16 protein-coding genes are annotated in these 18,871 nt (G+C 45.2%); 11 read left to right on the forward strand and 5 right to left on the reverse strand.

All coding sequences use genetic code 11. From position 1 onward, the window contains the following. Positions 1-237: 237 nt before the first annotated feature. From U0033_RS08300 to U0033_RS08310, 3 genes are all read left to right on the forward strand, one after another. On the forward strand, positions 238-1,248 hold the full coding sequence (locus U0033_RS08300) for an NAD-dependent epimerase/dehydratase family protein (RefSeq protein ID WP_072365226.1): 1,011 nt from the start codon (positions 238-240) through the stop codon (positions 1,246-1,248). Positions 1,249-1,256: 8 nt separating this feature from the next. After that, positions 1,257-1,841, forward strand: a complete 585-nt coding sequence (locus U0033_RS08305; RefSeq protein WP_072365228.1) for a Crp/Fnr family transcriptional regulator — start codon at positions 1,257-1,259, stop codon at positions 1,839-1,841. A gap of 87 nt (positions 1,842-1,928) precedes the next feature. Further along, positions 1,929-2,927, forward strand: a complete 999-nt coding sequence (locus U0033_RS08310) for an SGNH/GDSL hydrolase family protein (RefSeq protein ID WP_072365308.1) — start codon at positions 1,929-1,931, stop codon at positions 2,925-2,927. Positions 2,928-3,277: 350 nt separating this feature from the next. Here the strand turns inward: U0033_RS08310 and U0033_RS08315 are convergent, their stop codons facing one another. The 3 genes from U0033_RS08315 to U0033_RS08325 all read right to left on the reverse strand — a co-directional run bounded on the left by U0033_RS08315 (position 3,278) and on the right by U0033_RS08325 (position 5,062). Continuing rightward, positions 3,278-3,916, reverse strand: a complete 639-nt coding sequence (locus tag U0033_RS08315) for a hypothetical protein (RefSeq protein ID WP_072365232.1) — start codon at positions 3,914-3,916, stop codon at positions 3,278-3,280. Between the two features lie 307 nt (positions 3,917-4,223). Beyond that, entirely contained in the window at positions 4,224-4,583 is a 360-nt protein-coding gene (locus U0033_RS08320) for an RHS repeat domain-containing protein (protein WP_218164110.1), read from the reverse strand. A gap of 116 nt (positions 4,584-4,699) precedes the next feature. After that, positions 4,700-5,062: a hypothetical protein gene (locus tag U0033_RS08325; protein ID WP_072365238.1), complete on the reverse strand. Its 363-nt coding sequence runs from the start codon at positions 5,060-5,062 to the stop codon at positions 4,700-4,702. Between the two features lie 45 nt (positions 5,063-5,107). Between U0033_RS08325 and U0033_RS08330 the strand changes: the two genes are divergently transcribed. The 6 genes from U0033_RS08330 to U0033_RS08355 all read left to right on the forward strand — a co-directional run bounded on the left by U0033_RS08330 (position 5,108) and on the right by U0033_RS08355 (position 12,420). Then, a complete protein-coding gene (locus U0033_RS08330) occupies positions 5,108-5,548 on the forward strand; it encodes a helix-turn-helix domain-containing protein (protein ID WP_072365240.1) in 441 nt (146 codons plus the stop codon). Between the two features lie 261 nt (positions 5,549-5,809). Beyond that, positions 5,810-8,824 (forward strand): SusC/RagA family TonB-linked outer membrane protein, encoded by a 3,015-nt coding sequence (locus tag U0033_RS08335; protein WP_072365242.1) that lies wholly within the window; start codon positions 5,810-5,812, stop codon positions 8,822-8,824. A gap of 5 nt (positions 8,825-8,829) precedes the next feature. After that, the gene (locus tag U0033_RS08340) at positions 8,830-10,587 is read left to right on the forward strand and encodes a RagB/SusD family nutrient uptake outer membrane protein (protein ID WP_072365244.1); all 1,758 of its coding nucleotides are present in this window, start codon (positions 8,830-8,832) and stop codon (positions 10,585-10,587) included. Between the two features lie 185 nt (positions 10,588-10,772). Beyond that, positions 10,773-11,093, forward strand: a complete 321-nt coding sequence (locus U0033_RS08345; RefSeq protein WP_072365246.1) for an ArsR/SmtB family transcription factor — start codon at positions 10,773-10,775, stop codon at positions 11,091-11,093. Continuing rightward, entirely contained in the window at positions 11,090-12,046 is a 957-nt protein-coding gene (locus tag U0033_RS08350) for an SRPBCC domain-containing protein (RefSeq protein ID WP_072365247.1), read from the forward strand. Before U0033_RS08345 ends, U0033_RS08350 begins: the two co-directional genes overlap by 4 nt. Further along, complete coding sequence (locus U0033_RS08355; protein ID WP_072365249.1) at positions 12,043-12,420, forward strand: DoxX family membrane protein; 378 nt, start codon at positions 12,043-12,045, stop codon at positions 12,418-12,420. Before U0033_RS08350 ends, U0033_RS08355 begins: the two co-directional genes overlap by 4 nt. Positions 12,421-12,533: 113 nt before the next feature. On the opposite strand, the gene U0033_RS08360 is transcribed toward U0033_RS08355, so the two are convergent. Next, positions 12,534-14,984 (reverse strand): hypothetical protein, encoded by a 2,451-nt coding sequence (locus tag U0033_RS08360; protein ID WP_143150933.1) that lies wholly within the window; start codon positions 14,982-14,984, stop codon positions 12,534-12,536. A gap of 48 nt (positions 14,985-15,032) precedes the next feature. On the opposite strand from U0033_RS08360, the gene U0033_RS08365 reads away from it, so the two are divergent. After that, complete coding sequence (locus U0033_RS08365) at positions 15,033-16,304, forward strand: hypothetical protein (protein WP_072365253.1); 1,272 nt, start codon at positions 15,033-15,035, stop codon at positions 16,302-16,304. Between the two features lie 119 nt (positions 16,305-16,423). On the opposite strand, the gene U0033_RS08370 is transcribed toward U0033_RS08365, so the two are convergent. Then, a complete protein-coding gene (locus U0033_RS08370) occupies positions 16,424-17,329 on the reverse strand; it encodes a Ppx/GppA phosphatase family protein (protein ID WP_072365255.1) in 906 nt (301 codons plus the stop codon). Positions 17,330-17,400: 71 nt separating this feature from the next. On the opposite strand from U0033_RS08370, the gene U0033_RS08375 reads away from it, so the two are divergent. Continuing rightward, positions 17,401-18,858 (forward strand): alpha/beta hydrolase-fold protein, encoded by a 1,458-nt coding sequence (locus U0033_RS08375; RefSeq protein WP_072365257.1) that lies wholly within the window; start codon positions 17,401-17,403, stop codon positions 18,856-18,858. Positions 18,859-18,871: the final 13 nt, after the last annotated feature.

The following is an 18,871-nucleotide window of genomic DNA, read 5'->3' on the forward strand; positions in this document are numbered from 1 at the left end:
CTTTTGGGGTTATGAAATGAATATACAAATAAAGGGTCAGCCTTTGTACTTCTTTTACTCTAAATAAGTACTAATACATCATTTGAAGGTCACTTCAATATCAAGTAGATATTGAAGTGACCTTCAAATGACCTTAAAATAAATTATTAGTGTAAAACATAAGCCCTGTTTAACTAACAAATGTCAAGTAGATTCCCCTGCTCTGTGCTGACATTTGTGTGATCAAAACAAAACACAATGGCACAAAAGAATTTAGCACTCGTATCTGGCGCAAACGGACATTTAGGCAATAACCTGGTCAGACTTCTTATCAAAAAAGGTATCCCTGTCAGGGCCACTGTCCGGAATATCAATAATAAAACCCCATTTCATGGCCTCGATTGTGAAGTAATGCAGGCCGACATCACCGACAAAGCCTCTTTTATCAAAGCCCTGCAAGGTGTTGAGACCTTTTATGCTGTAGGTGCCTCCTTCAAACTCTGGGCAAAAGATCCTAAGAAAGAGATCTATGATGTAAATATGGATGGTACCCGCAATACGATCGAAGCGGCGGCAGCGGCAGGTGTAAAAAGGATCGTATATGTCAGCTCAATTGCAGCCCTGAACTATACCCAACTTCCGACTAAAGAAAGTAATGGATACAATCCGGACCGCCGCGACATGTATTACAACTCTAAAAATGACGGGGAATTACTGGCTTTTAAACTGGCAAAAGAATTAGGGCTTGAACTGGTATCTGTGATGCCCGCTGCCATGATCGGAAGTGAGGCCTTCCTGCCACTGAACGTTTCTTATAGCGTGCTGCGACTTATTCTCAATAAACAGATCCCTGTGGATACCCGTATCACTTTAAACTGGGTCGATGTGAAAGATGTAGCCGAAGGCTGCTACCTGGCCGCGCAAAAAGGGAAACCCGGTGAGCGGTATATCCTGGCAAATGAACAATGCATGACGATTACAGATACAACAAAATTAGCACAGGAATTATACCCTGCTCTGAAACTGAAAATACCGGGAAGTGTACCTAAATTCATGCTCTTTGCGATTGCAGGTATAATGGAGCTTTCAGCGCGGATGAGTAATAAGGCCCCCGTACTGACCCGGAAAGATATAGCGATGTTCTCCGGTTTGCAGCAAAACTTCGACATCTCTAAAGCCAGGAGAGAATTAGGTTTTAACCCTACATCTCCCAAACAGGCGGTGACAGAAGCATTGGCTTACCTGGTGGAACACAGGGAATTATTGTAATTTTGGCGATGCATAAAAAACTACTGCATTATATCGCTTCTAATATAAGGCTCACTGAAAAAGATATAGCACTGATAGAGAAATATTTCGAACCTGTGCTATATCCTAAAAACAGGATCCTGGAGGAAGCAGGCAAGGTACCTCAATACCTGTACTACATTGTATCCGGCTACCTGCGCCTGTTTCATTACAATGAAAACGGGGATGAAGTCACTACGCATATCAATTGCCCTCCGGGCTTCTTTACGGCTTATTTCAATTTTATCAATCAAACAAGGGCGGATGAAAATGTAGAATGTGTGACGGATTGCGAATTGCTCCGCATTACGAAGGATGACCTGGACCTGCTCACAGCGGAAAGCGATGTGATGAAGGATTTTAGTATCCGCGTATTCCAGCAGTCTATTACTTACAACGAGAACAGGTCAAAGGAACTGGCGACCCTGACTGCGGAGCAACGATATGTAAAATTGATTCAGAACTATCCGGACATTTTGCATAATGTCCCGGTTCAATATATTGCGTCTTTCCTTGGCATGAAGGCAGAAAGCCTGAGCAGGATCAGGAGGAAGCTGATGAATGATCACAAATAAAATACCCCTTAATAAGGCTATTATAGCCTAATATTGCGTTGCCTTTTGCCCGGTGCCTGCACCCCGAAGGGCGTAAATGACGACTATATGCAAATGACCGATGACGTTGTTGCCAGGGGTGATGGTAGTCTCCAGGACACCAATATCCTTTACTTTGGCAGATGGAATTTCAGTGACAGCACACAATTCAATGCCTGCTGGGGAGGTGCTTATATTAAAGTAAACTTTACAGGCACTACTGTAAAACTTCTAACTGCCAATACCAGCAATTTTCATGTAAGGATCGATGCTGGCCCGTGGGTATCTTACAAAAACAGGGGCGGCATCATAGACCTTACGGCAACGCCATTAGTTGCTGGTAATCATACCCTCAGTATTGCGCAGGGCAGAGACTTTGATTACCACTTCAGTTTCCAGGGCCTGGTCCTGGATGCCGGTGCTACTACCAGCAAGCCCACCGCATCAGACTACCTCATTGAATACATTGGCGATTCTATTACCGCCGGTTACCTCAACGAGCAGGCGAATGTATCGGCTTATGCATGGATCTGCTCCGAAGCGTTAGGTGCTGAACATACACAGATCGCCTATCCAGGTATTGCGCTGGTGAGCAGTGCCACGCATGGTATTGCGATGGACAGCCAATATTTCAAATTGCAAGCGCCTGGTTATTCGCCCCGTGTAGCATGGGATTTTACGAAGTATACACCGAATGCGATAGTACTGAACCTGGGTACAAATGACGGTGATTATGAAGATAGCGATGATACTTTCCAGGCGGTATACGAGTACCTGTTGAGTGGTATCAGGAATAAATTTCCGCAGGCGGAGATCTTTGTAATGCGTACTTTCCTGGGGATCCGGGCGCAGCCTACGGCAGCTGCAGTGGCGGGCCGTATTGCCGCGGGGGATCAAAAGATCCATTATGTAAATACCGAAGGCTGGCTCACACCATCAAGTTCCGATTACCTGGCGGATAATATTCATCCAGGTGAATCAGGGCATATTAAAATAGCAGGCTTATTGCAGGCGGTATTAGCGCCTTATGTGAAAGATGTTTCGGTCATTCCGGATGGCATGATGTAATTGGAAATCAAAGCAGGGGGCTGTTAGTGGATGCAGCAGACAGCGTGCACCAATTCAGCCTTTCTTATTGAATTGAATTATTTAAACATCGTGTGGCGCCTCACAAATTCCCAATCCTCATCATCTGTGTTGATCAGGACATACGTAACTCTCAAACCATAGTGGCTATCATAAATATTCATTCTCCTTTTATCAGCGTCCAATTCGACAGTATCACCAACTTTAACAGTTAGGGGAACATACCCATAAAATTCTGCGTAGGTGCCTTTTATTCTATAGGGAAACATCCGCTGGTTTGAAGTGTCAATAAATTCGTGCGTATTAGTTTCCCATATTTTGATTCCGATCTTTTACTTTCGGTACCTGCCTTTTTTTGTTGCAAGGTCCACGTGCTCGTTTGCAAAATAAATAAGCGGATCGAGATAGCTCCTGAGTAAGGGAGATGTTAACTGCCCCCCATCCCAACCTTCCACTAATTTATAACGCTCCCCTACACGACTTTCAAGATACCATATAACTCCATCCTGTGCATCTGAAGTGTTTTCTGAAGTGTTGTTCCAGAAACCATTTTTAGTAAGAATACTTACAAAATCATTCCATTCTTTTGCACCGAGATTTATAATTGTATCCTTCAAAATCCCTTTTTGTTCAGAGCTGATATCTAACTCCTTGATATTCGCATATATGGTATCGGCAAACCTATTCACACGTATTACTATTGGATTCTCAAAGGACCGTAACCAGATAAATCTTATAAATTCGCCCCTACCGGTATACTTTTTCAGAACCGGTTCCCTCATTTTAAAAAGAATATCATCTATCCAAGATCCGTAATAACCTGAAGTTGTATCGTGGGGAAAGTATTGAACTGACGTATCATTAGGTATTAGCAGATTAAATTTATCAGCCACCACTTCTATTCTCCTACTCTTTTCCAGGCACGCAAGCTGTGTAACACATAATAGCAATACTAGTAGTATATATTTCATATTGGTAATCTTAATATCTCAGAAATAGTCTTCGGTTGATCCATTGGTGCTTCAACCTTAGGTTCATTTTTATTGAAAATAATCGCACTTTGCCCATTTCGCCTTGGCTTGTCGCTGGGATCACAGGGAAGATTATAACGCATCACAAAATCTTTTGCCGCTTCAGCTATCGATTTAAATTTGTCTCCAGGGTCTACTACCATACTCCCATCAGGGTCAATAAAGCGTGAAGGAATATCTATCGCTTAACCATATGAAGAAAACCTTCTCATACTATCAGCAAGTGAGTCTATCGTATGCCATCTCCCTATTTGTTGATCATACATTCTCGCTCCATAGTCATACCATCGATCCATTCTGGAGCCATACCATCGGGATCAATAAACCTGATTGGGTTATCAAATGCATAATTATAAGGTGAATATCTTCGCATCTTATCGGCTAAAGGGTCTGGAGTAAGCCATCTCCCTATCTGCGCATCATACATTCTGGCTCCATAATCATACAATTCCAGACCGCTACCATCCTTAAACTCTCCATTCAGCAATTCCCTCCCATTGTACTTCATCCTATTCTCCGGATAATTCATACCCTTCAACGCATTACTACTAATCCCCGCCATCGTCAAACCGAATGGATAATAATGCGTTTCCTCCGTTATGCACAATAGTCAGCTTATCAAAATATACATCCTCACCGCTCTCATTGCTGGTACAAATATACATAAAGCCCGTATTCTTTATGACCATTCCTGAAGTTGCCAGCGTTTGCAATACGTCCGGGCTACTGCACCTGCTTCACCCCACTGTTACCATTTACCAATGTAAATGCATCATCAAATAGAACATAATTCAGATAAGCTTTCGGTTTATCACTCAGGTTCTGGCCGGGATCCTTTTGCTTTAGCTTATCATAATTGCTACCCGTGAAGCTCTGCACTATCAGCGATCCTTCACCAGTAGCTCCATGCGTACCATCCACAATACCATTACCACTAAATGCCTGCAATATAGCCGTCAACATAGCAGATGATGTTGTCGCAGATGTACTCGCAGCAGTAGTTTTAGAAAATGCCTTTGCTCCCGGTTGAACAGTATCACCCCTATCCCCCCAGGCTATCCTGCCATTCCTCAATTCGATCCCCATCCCCTGCTACATAGCTGCCTTTCTTCTTTACTGCCTTATTTTGACATGGCCGATCCCTTCCCTTCAACAATCGCTGATATCAAGCTTACAGAAGCTATTACCATTCTCAGAACAATAGATCCCTCCATTGATCATATCCTCGCAAATTTCGAAGATCCACATAAACTGGACCTGATCAATTTCATGGAGAAACATTACATGTTTAATATGACTTTAGAAAAATTCAGTTATCTTACAGGAAGAAGTTTATCCACGTTTCACAGGGATTTCAAAAAGAAGTTCAATGCTTCCCCTCAAAAATGGCTTACACGGAAAAGACTGGAATTAGCCCACTACCAGATCAGCGAGAAAAATAAAAAACCAGTGGAAGTATACCTGGACGCAGGGTTTGAATACCTTTCCCACTTCTCTTTTGCCTTTAAAAACACGATGGATATTCACCCAACAAAATTGCCAAATACGTTTGAACATACTAATTTAAAGTAAACATAACCTTGAATTAACAACAAATTCCGGAAAGCGCACTATCATTACACCCTGTTTTACCTAAGGTAGTGCCAATGATTAATTGAGTATTCGAATAAATCACCTTGCGTTCCGATCGTGGTATTTTCCAATGGGGATTAACTAGCTGTGTATCGTAGCATACCACATTACGCATTTATTAATGACCTGATAATAACTAGCACCGCCCTCCGGGCCAGGACTTACTATGTCTTTTAACATCAAGCATAATAGCAGATTGCAATGAACAATCAATTACTTTTAATGCTAGCCGTATGGCTTTCGGCGGCAAGCCCCGCCATGGCGGCTAATAGCACCCACAGTATCTATGAACAGGCGAATCGCCAAACGCCTGTAAAGGGGATTGTAACAGGACCAGACGGCACACCGCTTCCGGGTGTCTCTATCAAATCTGTGTCTTCCGGCAAAGGGACAACAACCAATGATCGCGGAGAATTCACTATCGATGCCAATCCAGGTGACCAGTTAGTGTTCACCTTTATCGGCTACACTCAACAGACGATCGCTGCTACCAGCGGATCGATGAAAGTAACCATGGCCAGCAGCAACAGCCAGCTGGGCGAGGTAGTGGTAGTAGGGTATGGTAGTCAGACCAAAGCTGATGTAACGGGTGCGCTGACCCAGTTGAAAGCTGATAATATTAAACAGGGTGCTCCTATCTCTGTAGACAATATGCTGCAGGGTAAAGTATCCGGTGTACGTATCGCTCAATCCAGCGGTGAACCCGGTGCAGGCGTGGATGTATTCATCCGCGGTGTGGGCTCTATCCGTAGCGGTAGTACGCCGCTCTTCGTCGTAGACGGCGTTCCTTTGAGTAATGATAACGTGAGCGCAGGCGGTGCTGATTTCGGCCTGGGCTCTTCTGAACCCAAGAACCCGCTGAACTTCCTGAACACCAGCGACATCGAAACGATGACTATCCTGAAAGATGCTTCTGCCGCCGCTATCTACGGTGCCAGAGGTTCTAACGGTGTAGTGCTGATCACCACCAAACATGGTAGCAAAGGAGCACCTACCCTCACCTACGACATGTATGTAGGTAATTCTCAACTGATCAAAAAACTGGACGTGCTGAATGCAGCAGAATACCGCAAAGCACTGGTAGATCCGGCTTATGATCATAAAGGAAATACCGACTGGCAGGATGTAATTTTCCGCAATGGTTTCCTGCAGAACCACAACATCTCTTTTGGTAAAAACAGCAATTCAGGTAGCTACCTCGCTTCCCTGTCACGTATGAACCAGGATGGTATCGTTGAAAAAAGCAGTTTCAAAAGAACCACTGCGCGACTGAATGCTGAAGAATCTTTCCTTGATGACAAACGTCTGACCGTAAAGATGAACCTGACAGCGAGTGATATCAATGAGACAGGTATTCCAAACGGTAACACCGCCGGTTCCGATGGTCAGCTGATCATCCATGCACTGATGGCGAATCCTACCCGCTCCCTGCGTGACTCCCTGGGCAAGTATACCAACTTCAACATGAACGCGCATTACAATCCTGCATACCTGCTGAGCATCTGGGATGATCATACCAATACCTTCCGTGTACTGGGTAACATCGAAGCTGCTTTCAGGATCCTGCCAGGTTTGAACTACCGCTTTAACTATGGTGTAGACAAATCTACTTCCGAACGTAATACAACTATTTATCCTAACTATACCGACAGACAACCAAGTGGTGCTTATCAGCAGAACAACCTGAAGTCGCTGACAACATTGATTGAGCATTACCTGACTTACAACAAGTCTTTCAACAAACACAACCTGGAATTACTGGGTGGTTTCTCTTACCAGAAATTCAAATTCTCCGGTACGACTTATGGTCTGCAAGGTATCGCAGCACAGGGCGTAGGCGTTGCGCCTGAATATAACCCTGGCTATTCCGGTACCACTACCAGTCCAAGTGGCTATGCCCAGGAAAATGAATTGCAGTCTGGCTTTGGTCGTATCAACTATAACTACGACAGCCGTTATATGCTGACTGCTTCCCTGCGTGCTGATGGTTCTACCCGTTTTGGTGCTAACAACAAATACGGTTACTTCCCATCATTCGCTTTAGGATGGACCATCTCACAGGAAGGTTTTATGAAAGACATCAAACAGGTACAGGATCTGAAACTCCGCGCCAGCTGGGGTCAGACAGGTAACCAGGAAGTAACGAACAAGATCACCCAGGCAAGCTACTCCCTCTCTGCAGCATCTGGTTACTACCTGTACAATGACCTGAACCTTGTAAATGGTGTGACTGTAAACCGTACTGCGAACCCCGATCTGAAATGGGAAATGGTGGAACAGCTGAACATTGGCCTGGACTTCACCCTCTTCAAAGGCAAACTGTATGGTTCATTAGAATACTACAACAAGACAACCAAAGATCCGATCCTGAACATTCCATCAGGTCCGCTGAGCCCTACTACTACTGTATGGAAAAACGTGGATGCAAGTATCGTGAACAAAGGCTTTGAATTTACCCTTGGTACACAGCTGGTACGTACCAAAGATTTCAGCTGGACGCTGGATGTAAACGGTTCTACCCTGAGTAATACCATCAAGGATCTGCCTGTATCTGAGCTCTACTCCGGTAGCATCTCCGGTCCTGGTTTGTCTGGTGTAAATGCAAACATCTATAAGAACGGTTATGAAGCAGGTGCTTTCTATATGCTGAAACACCTGGGTTATGACAAGGATGGTAAAGATATTTTCGAAGACAAGAACAAAGATGGTGTGATCAACTCTAATGACAGGGAGATCTTCCAGGGTGCACTGCCTAATTTCAACTTTGGTCTGAACAGTAACCTGCGTTACAAAGCGTTTGACCTGGGCTTCAACTTCATTGGGCAGACCGGTGGTTTGTTAGTTAACAATACCGCACTGGACCTGAACATCAATAGTCTTGCTTCTGACCGTAACGTACTGAGAAAATTCTATAATGCAGGGGCCAGCACCACCAACGCGGTGCAGCTGTCAAGCCTGTACCTGGAGAAATCAGACTTTATCCGCCTGGCCAACCTGCGCCTGGGTTATACGCTGACGATTCCTCACCAGGACTGGCTGAAATCCATCAACCTGTATGTAAGTGCACAGAACCTGTGGACCATCAGTGGTTATTCCGGTTACGATCCGCTGGTAAACACCACGAAGACCGTAGGTGGTAACCAGTCTCTCGGTATCGACTACACTACATATCCTGCTGCTAAGACATTCCTCGTAGGTGCAACCGTTAAATTCTAAGAAAAATGAGAAAGAAATCTTTATATACATACCTGGGTATTGCGCTTACTGTAGCAATGGTAAGCTGTACTGACCTGAAAGAAAAAGTAATTGATGAAGTATTGGGTTCTAACAATTCCAATCCTGAAAATGCGATAGCTGCTGCATATGGTCAGCTGGGCAGTGCGACCTTTACCGACCATAATAATGTATGGGGCCTGCAGGAGTATCCTACCAACGAGGCCCTGTTGCCAACACGTGGTAGTGACTGGGGTGACGGTGGTATCTACCGAGCTATTCATGAATTTACCTGGGGCCCGGACAACTCGCTCGTTGCTAATGGCTGGAATAACCTGAACAGTGGTATTACCAAATCGCTGACAGCTGTGACCAGTGCATTCCAGGCAAATGGAAATACGAATCAGAAACTCTTCCTGGCAGAAGCAAGAGGTTTGCTGGCTTTCTATACCTTCCATACCCTGGATCTGTATGGTCAGGCACCTTACAGGAATCCTTACGTTGCAAATGCACCACTGGAAGTAAAGAGAGCAGATACAGCCATCGATGGCCTGATCAGGGAAGTAGAAGCTATTATTCCGGACCTTGCTAACCTGAAAGAACAGGGTACGCACAATGGCCGTTTCACCAAACAGGCTGCTTATGGCCTGCTGGCGGATATGTACATGAACCGTGCTGTGTTCAAAAACCGTTACGGTGCAAGCTTCGATTTTAAAGAGGCCGCTGTGGATGGTAATGGTACTGATATGGACAAGGTGATCTATTATACCACGCAGCTGATAGATAACACACAGTTCTTCCTGGAAACAAACTATTTCAGGAACTTTGATATTGATAACAACGGCAGACCTGAGCTGATTTTCGTGATCTCCCAGGATATCAATACCTCCCGCAGCAGCAGTAACAGTATCGCCTATATGCCAATGGAAAGGAACCAGAAACCTTCTTCCAATAACAGGGGTACGAATGCTACCTGTACTACACCTTCGTTCTACGCCACCTGGGATGGTAATCATGATGACCCGCGTTTTTCCCGTAAGTACCAGTATAGTGATGGTACCTGGTTCAAGAATGATGGTACAGACGTGAGTGTGCCAGCCACCAGCCTGGTAGCGAACAGCACTTTGCCATGGTTCCACTTTAACCGTGGTTTCCTGGCAGGTCAGCAGTATGGTCCGATCCTCACCGGTGGTTCATTGAAAACGACCAGCGATGGAAGGATTGCTGTAGAGAAACTGTATTGCGAAAAGAATACAGCACTGGCAATGGATTTTACACCTGAGCTGAATTTCGACAACCCCGTGCAGTCAGTGTTCACACAGGCACAGATCAATCGTGGTGTACGTATCTTCAAGTTCGAGTTCGACCCTGAGAAAGATAACAGCTCCAGCAATGTAGATATTCCATTATACCGCCTGGGTGGTATGTATTGCATGCGTGCCGAGGCTTATTACCGTAGTGGCCAAACAGCGCTTGCACTGGCTGATATCAATAAGCTGCGTACCACCAGGACCCGTGAGGAATATTATGGCAGCACACCAGGTGCAGCTATTCCATCCCTGACTGATGAGATCCTGTACAACGAGATTGCGTTTGAGATGTATTGGGAACAGTGGAGAAGGAAGGAAGCGATCCGTTTCGGTAAGTTTGAAGCGGCAGATGCAGGTTCTGCAAAACCGAAATCAGAACCTTACAGAAGGGTGTATCCTATACCACAGTCTGCAATGGATGCAAGTAATGCATTCACGCAGAACCAGGGATACTAATCTATGGCAATTTCTGCTTTAATTGTTTTGATAAATGGCCTCCCAATGATGGGAGGCTATTTTTTTTGCGCTAATGCCAGCTGTTAAAATTGGGTTCAACAGGCGCATCTTTCAAACTTTATTTTGCGAAACCGATTGGTTTCATATATATTTGCAACCATATGGTTTCACAAACAAGCTAACCCATGAGAAGAGATATATTCCAGGCCATTGCGGACCCGACCAGGAGATCGATTATAGGACTATTAGCCATGCAGGCAATGACGCCAAATGGTATTGCTGAGCACTTCCAGACTACCCGTCAGGCCGTGTCGAAGCACCTGCGGGTATTGACAGAATGCGAGGTAGTAAAACAGGAGTACCAGGGCCGGGAGATTTACTATCACCTTGAAATCGAAAGAATGAAAGAAATTGACAAATGGCTTGAACAGTTCCGCAAACTTTGGGAAACGCGTTTTGAGCAATTGGATAACCTATTAGCAAACCTCAAAAAAAATAAGAAATGAACAAGGCAATCCTCTTTAACTTCGATGTAGATAAGGTCAACAAAAAGATCAAAGTAGAAAGGTCCTTCAACGCGCCGCTGGACCTGGTTTGGGCTGCATGGACAGAAGCCGATATCCTGGACCAGTGGTGGGCACCAAAGCCTTATCATGTAGAGACAAAATCTATGGATTTCAGGGAAGGTGGCCGATGGTTTTATGCCATGGTGAGCCCTGAAAATGAAAAGCACTGGTGTGTATTTGATTATGAAACGATTCAGCCGGAAAAAATGTATGCCGGCAAGGATGCATTTACTGATGAAAACGGTGTGATCAATACTTCTTTTCCTTCTACGAACTGGACAAACAATTTTGTGGCGACAGCTGTTGAAGTTACGACTGTCACCTGCGAACTTCAGTTCAAGGCACTGGAAGAGCTGGAAACGCTGGTGAAGATGGGCTTTAAGGAAGGGTTTACTGCGGGCTTACAGAACCTGGATGCGTATATCAGTGCACAGTTTTATTTGCGTAAACAGAAGAAGCCGGATAACCGCGCAAGGGTTTCTTATTATGTGAATTTCCCGGGTAATACAGAAGAAGCTTTTAATTTTTACAGGTCTGTTTTCAGGACAGAATTCGTAAATGGTATACAGCGTTTGGGTGAAGCGCCTGGCCAGGAAGGCTTGAGTGAGGCCGTAAAGAAAATGGTGCTGCATGTAGAATTGCCTTTGCTGGGTGATCATATCCTGATGGGCACAGATGCGCCGAAGGAAATGGGATTCACGCTGACACAGGGGAATAATATGCATATCAACGTGGAGCCTTCTACAAGGGATGAAGCGGATAGAATATTCAATGAATTGTCTGCAGGCGGGAATGTGACGATGCCTTTGCAGGATATGTTCTTCGGGGCTTACTATGGTAGCTTTACGGACAAATTTGGTATCAACTGGATGATTAATCACCAAAATATATGAAGAAAATAATCCTTAACATTCTGTCTGTGCTGTTCGGGCTTTTGCTCCTGAATGGCGGTTTTGCCAAATTCTTTCACTACATGCCTGAGCCGAAAGACCTGCCTCCTGCATTGATGGCAGACAATGCCGCTTTTATGGAGATCTCCTGGCTGATGCCCCTGGTGGCAGTGGCAGAAATTCTCGGCGGGATCCTGATTATGATCCCTAAGACGAGGGCATTGGGTGCAGTGGTTATTTTTCCTGTGATGGTGGGGGTTGCCCTTACGCATATTACGGTGGCGCCGAGCGGCCTGCCGATGGTGTTTGTGATATGGGCGATATTGTTGTGGATTATTTTTGAGAACAGGAAGAAATATCTGCCCATGATCAGTTAAGTTATAAAAGAGAGGTCGTTTTTTGGACGCCCTCTCTTTATATTTGTACCATGTTAGTTAGCTATATCCTCCTAAGTCTTTAAAAAAAGCATCCCGTGCAGGATGCTTTTTTTTTATTCTAAAATGATATTACATTCTTCGCTGATCGCTTCATATTTTTCACACCAGCTCAACCAATGATCCAGTTCCGGTTCCATCAGAGGCGCATCCTCTTCACCTCTGAACAGGGCCGCCGTGCCTCCTTTTAGTTCCAGTTGATATTTCAGGTCGTCGATCCATTCCTGCCAGTATCTGACATCCCCCCTTTCATTGTAGACATAATCCCATAATTGCGCCTGGTGTATACGGGCTGCATGTAAGGCAACTATTTCTGCTTTCTTCAATGCTTCTGCTATCTTTTTCAATGCTGCTTCCTCTTCTTCATCTGCATCTGTAAAGTATTTTGGGAATACCCCAAATGGATGCATCAGTTCATTCAGGATGTCCAGGTCTTTGACATGCATACCTGCAATGATAAAAGAACCGACCCCTGCATCCAGTCTTAACAAAGCGCCTCCCCGATCCATGAGCATGCCGTTCAGTCCGCACATAAATAATTTATCGATCGGGTCTTTTACAAAGCGTTCATGCAATTGAATGTTTACTCCCCAGTAGTAATCCAGGACACTATTCAGATCATCTATGCTCTCTGACAATGGAACTGATCTCGTGATCTCTCCTGCCAATCCTGCTGTGATCAAGCCATCCAGCAGTGCAGCACCGGTAAGCCAATACGGGCTGTCAGCCAGGCCACGGTGCTCACTTTCTTCAGGATACCTTGTAAAGATGTAAGCATATGGATATTCCGCAGCATACAATACCCTGTTAAATACAGCAATGGCCAACCCCTGGAAAACCGTTTCATCCGCTGTGTTCCTGAACATCCAGATGAGTTGCCAGAGCTTGTCTTTATCGATCGTTTTTTTCAGTTTATTATTCCAGGTGATCTTCCTGTTTACATAGTTTTCAGCAATAGAAAATACTTTCAGCACCTCATCCTCCATATCGGCAGGCGCGCTTACCCAATTTTCATCTTCATCTTCTACCAGGGCGCCCACTGTATTATCTTCCCTGATGTAATAGAAAAAGTTCTTTTCATCGTCTGTATGAATGGCGGTGATAGAACTGGGTACCTGCTCACCGTCTTCATCGATCTCTCCTCCCCTGTTCAGGGCAATGTGCCAGCCATCTTCATTGATGGCTACACGGGTATGATCCGGGCCAAACAAGGGTGCATTCAGCAGCCTGGAGAAGTCTTGCAGGGTGATCACACTACGTTGTACAATGGGCTTGAGTAAGGGAATACCTTCCCTGGCTACACTATAATACAGGAACCATTCTTCCTGATCGAATAATTCATCGATCACTTTTTCTTTGATGATCTCTTTATCATCGTCACCATTAAAATCAAGCACCTTTACACCTGCGAAATCCTCAAACTGAAAACGGTAATCATCAGCTATCACTACCGGTGCCCATACATAGGAATGGCTGGTAAATTCCCCGTGGTTATAAATCCCCATCAGCAGCTCCTGCACAGCCACATAACCAGTTACATAGATGAGCTGTCCGCCTACGATGATGTTCTTTGCTTTCAGGTTGCCCAATACGACCAGGGAGCAGGCACCATCTGTATTTTCATTGAGGATATTGCCATTTACAATGAGGTCTCCGGCTACGACGATACCGAAGTAGGCCGGGTCATCCAGGTCCAGTGATTCCAGTACGGTAGTACCATCAAATAAGAGGAATTTCAGCTCATCGCGTTCCGGCATTTTTTCTGCCAGGGCCATGGGATAGTCTTCGTACCAGGCAGGTAAATGCTGCAACAGTGGTTTGATACTATCGAAGCCGACTACCTGTGGAGCAGGGTTATTGTTGGCCGAAATGTGTCTCAGTCCGGGTTTAAAGATGAGTGTTCCATCCTGTAATAATTTCAGGAAGCGAACATCGCCGGCAAAGAGGTAATGATCTTCATCCAGCAATTGCGCTGCGACTTCCGGCAGGAGAATGCTTTTCCAGGAGCTGTAATCAGCAGCAGGGATCTGCCATCCACGGCAAAAGGTAGCGGCATCGATCTTTCCTTTGATGCTGGCACCGTGATCGTCGATGATCAGTAGTGTTGCATGCAGATCTCCCCCGATCTCGATAGTACCATGGTTGTAATACGCGACCATCACATCGGCAACAGTGAGGTTTCCTCCTACAATGATCTCCGCACAGCCTGCAGCCAGGCGGGTACAATCCAGGGATCCGCTTACCAGCAAAAAGCAACTGTAAGTATCCAGTTCAAAATCGATAATGGGGGCGTGTACGCTCAGGTTTCCGTTTACGACAATGCCTGCAATGTTTTGTTCAGTATACAGGTCATGCAGGTCTAAAAATTCGTTCAGTACAGTGTCGCCATCATAGATCCTGATTTCCAGGGTGTCCAGGTATTCATCGAACAAATCATAATCAGTTGACAGGGCATCTAACAAATCAGTTTCCAGGGCTTGCCTGAGTGGCATGGTTTTGAAGCTCACAATAATGGTTTTTATAGGCTGTGAAAATAAATGTTTTAAATTTATGCCATGAGATGTTTTTTGCTCCTGTTATTGTTGCAGGCAAGTGCCTGTAGCAGTCATGAATCCTTCCCTACCGGGAAAGTCGTGGACACCGTAGCCTGTAAGGCCGATCCATCGCAGACGTACGCTGTCTACGTTCCCTCCAATAATAATGGAGCGGTTATTTATTGCTTCGATGCGCATGGTGCCGGGGCATTGCCACTGAATAACTATAAATCCCTGGCAGACAAGTATGGATACATCCTGGTGGGTAGTAATAATTCTAAGAACGGGAATGACTGGAGCACTACCGAAAACATCTGGCAGGCATTGGTAAAAGATACGCGGGAGCGATTACCTGTCGATACCAGCCATGTGTATACACTGGGATTTTCTGGCGGAGCAAAGGTAGCGGGTTATGTGGCCCTGAATCACCCGGGTATTAAATCAGTGATTGTCAATGGGGCGGGTTTACCGGATGGTACCCCTCCGGGCAATTTTCCTTTTACGTATACTACGCTGGCGGGTGAGGGTGACCTGAACCTGACCGACCTGCTGGCCTATGACCAGGCTTTGAATAAAACGGCCACCAAACATCACCTCATTTCTTACAAGGGGAAACATGAATGGGCACCGGCTACGGCAATGGACATCGCATTTGGAGGCTTAAAAGCGGATGAAAGTCTTGCGCCTACGGATTTAATGCCAAAGACCAGGACCAGGATGGAAATGGCCGTACAGGCCAACCAGTTCCTGAGAGCGGAAATGGAATGCAGGTTGTGGCTGAGTTACAGCCCGAATGATGCTTTCTTTAAAAACCAGCTGGAAATTATTACCGGCAATCCTGCATATAAAGCTCAGGCAAAGGAGCAGCTGGCGGTATTGGTAAAAGAACAGAAAACCAAGGAAGATTATAGCGCCAACCTGGGCACAAACGATAGTACTTACTGGCCGGGCGTCATAAAAGGACTGAATGCGGGGGCGGCATTGCCAACGCTGGAAGGGCCTATGAACCAGCGATTACTGGCTTATCTGTCATTGATGTTTTATTCCGTGAGCAATCACTACCTGGCCAGTCATGCAGATGCGGTGGCCAGGCATTTTGTTGACCTCTATAAACTGGCTGATCCTGCCAATAGTGAAACATATTATATGTCTGCAATGCTGTATGCCCGTGCGGGAGATACAGGAAATGCGATGAAGGAAATGAACCTGGCCATGAAAAACGGGTTTAAGGATAAGGAGCGGTTTAAACAACAGGCGGAATTTCAGGCTATCAAAGAATCCTTGAAGTGGTAATGAAGCTGTTTACTCCGGCAGAGAATTCTCTGCCGGAGTTTTTTATTTTATGAGGATCACCGGGAACGGATTTTGGCCAGTGGGGGAATGGTATTGAACCTACAGGAGTAAATATCCGCTTAGCCATGTTTTCCCAAAAGCTGATCAGCTAAGATCCCCCATTTAAGATCATATGCAGAAAGGCTTAAGCGATTTATATCCATGTGCTCCAGCACATAATCCGTAATAATAGCTGCAATCACAATCATGTCTACACGCAGGGAGATCAGGCCTTTCATACCGGCTCTTTCCTGGTGGGTAGAGGTAATTAAATGTTTCGAGAGAGTTTTGTATTGATCTATATCAAGACTTGCAGATGGTACGCCGCTTATTTCATTCCCATCATTCAATAAAGCCGCAAAGGATTCAAACGCGCCGGCAGATCCTACCAATAAAGAAGGTGTATGCGCAGCACAAGCCACTTTCAAATCTGTCAGTGTGTTATCAAGGAGATTTAAGATAGATCTGTGTTCGTCTTCACCCAGGGGATCGGCGTGAAAATAGGCCTGCATCAATCGGGCAGCACCAATATTATAACTCTTCTTCCATAGCTCACCCTGCGGATTGCAGATAATGAATTCCGTACTGCCGCCACCGATATCCATCACAAGGGTGGTTTGTTGTATTAACCCCGTAGCCATGACACCTTTGAATATATACCCCGCTTCTGCTTCGCCACTGATCACTTCTATATGAATGCCGGTTTCCGCTGCTTTATCTACAAACTCCTGTCCGTTCTCCGCACTACGCACTGCCGATGTAGCCACGGCTTTGACAACATCTGCCTGGTAACTATCGATAGTGGCTTTGAACTGGCTCAATGTACGAATTCCTCTTTCCATTGCCTCCGGAATAATGATATGCTGATTGATCCTCCCCTGCCCTAACAACACGGGTACAGTCGTTTTATACAGGATCTTATCTATTCCTTCCGCTATCAGCAAATGAAATGTATTGGTTCCAAGGTCTATAACTGCAAGTCTCATATCATCCACTTTAATTATTGCAAAAGATATAAAAATTCTCTTTAATTTAGGTAGAAGACACCTATTCTGTTATGAAACTACTTTCCGTTTTTGTTTGCTCAATGCTCTTTTGCATTCAATCTTTTGCCCAACGAATCAGCGTCAGTTTTCCTGACAGCCTGCTCTCCACCCCTTTCTCCGGAAGCATTCTCTTTTACTTATCCAAAACGTCCAAAGAGCCCAGGCTGGCTTCATCGTTGCTGGATAATGCGCCCTGTTTTAGAATGGATGTAGAGAATGTATATCCCGGTGAAACAAGGATGCCTGCATCCCCATTAACTTATCCCGTACCATTTAATGACCTGGAACAGGGTGAATATTATATACAGGTGGTATGGGATCGCAACCTGGGTGGGCAGTTCATCGGACAATCACCAGGCAATTTGTACAGCGCTCCACAAAAAATCGCTCTCCGCCGGGAACGTCAGCAAATCATTCATATCGTAGCGGACAAGGTTATTCCTGCCTACACTTTCAAAGAGAATGAATACCTGAAGGAGTTCATAGTACCTTCTGCTTTACTGACTGCATTTCATCATACACCTTATTCACTGAATGCGGCGATCCGGTTACCGAAGGAATATTATACCCAGCCTAAACGAAAATTCCCTGTGAAGTTTGTCGTATTTGGGTACACCGGCAATTATCATTTATTCTCCGGCTATCCAAACCCAATGGAGCCCATCGATACGGTTCCCTGCATTGGGGTGTACCTGGATGGGAATTGTCCGCTGGGGCATAGCGTGTATGCGAACAGTGATAACAATGGCCCCTGGTCCGATGCGCTGATCAAAGAATTCATTCCGCAGCTGGAAAAGCAATATCGCTGTAATGGAGCGCGTTTCCTGCATGGGCATAGTAGTGGCGGATGGACCGTGTTATGGTTGCAGACACAATATCCTGAGCAGTTTATGGCCTGCTGGTCCAGTTCTCCTGACCCGGTAGATTTTCATAGTTTTATGAAGGTGGACATGTATGCGCATGAGAACATGTTTTATGACAAGGATAGTACCTTGAGACCTTTAGGCACGATCGCCGGGCAAATACCATGGATCTATTTACGCAATGCCTACCAGATGGAAGCAGTGATAAACAGGGGTGAACAAATGCATTCATTTGATGCCGTGTTTGGGCCTAAAGGCGCAGATGGAATTCCCATGCGGATAGTAGATGCCAGGACCGGGGAGATAGACACAACGGTGTTTAATCACTGGAAGCAATATGATATTACAGCCTACCTGCAGCAGCACTGGGAACAGATTGGAGGAAAACTGAATAGTAAAATAAGGATCACGGTGGGCAACCAGGATAACTTTTTGCTGAACTACCCGATCAGGTTAATGGAGGAGAAGATGAAAAAACTCAATGCTGATATTGAATTCGGGTACTATACCGGGGATCATTTTACGGTACAGTCGCAGCAGTGGTTAAAAGATGGAAATGCGTTTATGGAGAGCAGGTATGTAGAATGGTTAAAAAAACAAAAATAATCAGAGAGCTTGC

Origin of the sequence: Chitinophaga sancti (assembly GCF_034424315.1) — a bacterium.
GTDB classification, from domain to species: Bacteria; Bacteroidota; Bacteroidia; order Chitinophagales; family Chitinophagaceae; genus Chitinophaga; species Chitinophaga sancti.